Origin of the sequence: Vibrio sp. Vb1755 (assembly GCF_033338635.1) — a bacterium.
Lineage (GTDB): Bacteria > Pseudomonadota > Gammaproteobacteria > Enterobacterales > Vibrionaceae > Vibrio > Vibrio alginolyticus.
This window is the reverse complement of the sequence record NZ_JAWOTA010000115.1, coordinates 1-1,519: the sequence shown is the minus strand read 5'-3', so window position 1 is coordinate 1,519 and position 1,519 is coordinate 1. Positions and strand designations below refer to the sequence as shown.

At 48.8% G+C, this 1,519-nt stretch carries 2 protein-coding genes; both read left to right on the top strand.

From position 1 onward, the window contains the following. On the top strand, window positions 1-940 hold a 940-nt coding region (gene flgK, locus R7E00_RS23085; protein WP_318124565.1), incomplete at its 5' end, for a flagellar hook-associated protein FlgK. An 11-nt stretch (window positions 941-951) separates the two neighbouring features. Next, the coding region (flgL, locus tag R7E00_RS23080; RefSeq protein WP_318124563.1) for a flagellar hook-associated protein FlgL at window positions 952-1,519 on the top strand (568 nt) is incomplete at its 3' end.

Below are 1,519 nucleotides of genomic sequence, written 5' to 3'. Positions count from 1 at the left end.
ACTAACTCAGTCTTTGCACAACCAACATAAAGACATGAATGATCAGCGCACTGCTGCGCTGACTCATGCAAACAGTCTGATGTCGAACATCGCTCACGTGAACAAGCAAATCGTTGAAATGCAAGGTACAGGCGGTAACCCAGCTCAATTGATGGACACGCGTGAAAAGCTGATCGGTGAGCTGTCACAAGTGATCGAAGTGAAAACAACCGATCAACCGGATGGCAGCATGCAGGTGACGTTGGTTTCTGGTCAGCCGTTAGTCATGGGCTCGGACTTTGGTCAACTGTCTGCGATTCCTGATCCAAGCGATCCGTATCTTGCGGATCTGCACGTGAATTTTGCTAATCAAAGCTTCGCTATTGGCGATTCGGTCGGGGGTAAGTTGGGTGCCATCAACGATTACCAAACCGACGTTCTAAAGCCAAACCAAGTAGCGCTTGATGACATGGCAAAAGCTCTGGCAGATGAGTACAACGCGGTACTTGCTACAGGTAAAGACTTGAAAGGCAATGCTGGCAAACCACTGTTTAACTACGACCCTGATAACCCAGCGGCAAGTTTAACCATTACAGATTTGAGCGCGGAAGAATTGGCGTTTTCAAGCGATGGTACGCCGGGTAATGCGAATGTTCTTAAATCTTTGATTGATTTGAGTAACAAACCGGTTGCGGTAACGGGCTACGGCTCAGTGAGCTTAAACGATGCCTTTACCTCAATGGTTGGCCAAACGGCGATCAAAGCACGTCAGGCCGATGCGGATTACCAAGCAAAACTGGCAATGAGTAAGCAAGCGCATACCGCTCGCGACAACGTAAGTGCCGTGAACAGCGATGAAGAAGCCGCGAACTTGATGACGTTTGCTAACGCGCACAATGCCAACATGAAAGTGATCAGTACGGCGAACCAGCTGTTCGACTCTGTATTGCAGTTATTCTAGAGGAAACCCAGATGCGAATCAGTGATAACCAATTCAGCCAAATGATGCTGCAAAGCCTGCAGAGCAACAGCGCAGGCCTTGGGAAAGTACTTCAACAAATGTCGACACGTGAGCGACTGACTAAGCTGTCTGATGATCCAATGGCGTCTATCAAGCTGCTTAACTTGGAACGCGAAAACAGCGCGATTGCTCAATACCAAAGCAACATCGCAAACCTGAAAACAACGCTTTCAAGCCAAGAGACACACCTAGATTCAGTGAACGAAAGCTTGAAAAGCATGCGTGATATTGTCCTTTGGGGCGCGAACGGTTCGTTAACGGATCAAGACCGTAGCGGCATGATCACCGAACTGAAAAGCTACCGTGACTCCATCGAATCGTCTTTCAATGCGCAAGATGAAGAAGGCCACTTTCTGTTTTCGGGCACAAAAACCGATACCGCGGCTCTCAATAAATCAAGTGGCGCTTATGTGGTCGAAGGCAACAGCGATGTTCGTGTGGTGACGGTGGCGAAAGGCGTGACCATGGATTCGAACATGACCGCACAAGAGATCCTAGATATTGGTGGCGGCAAGAACG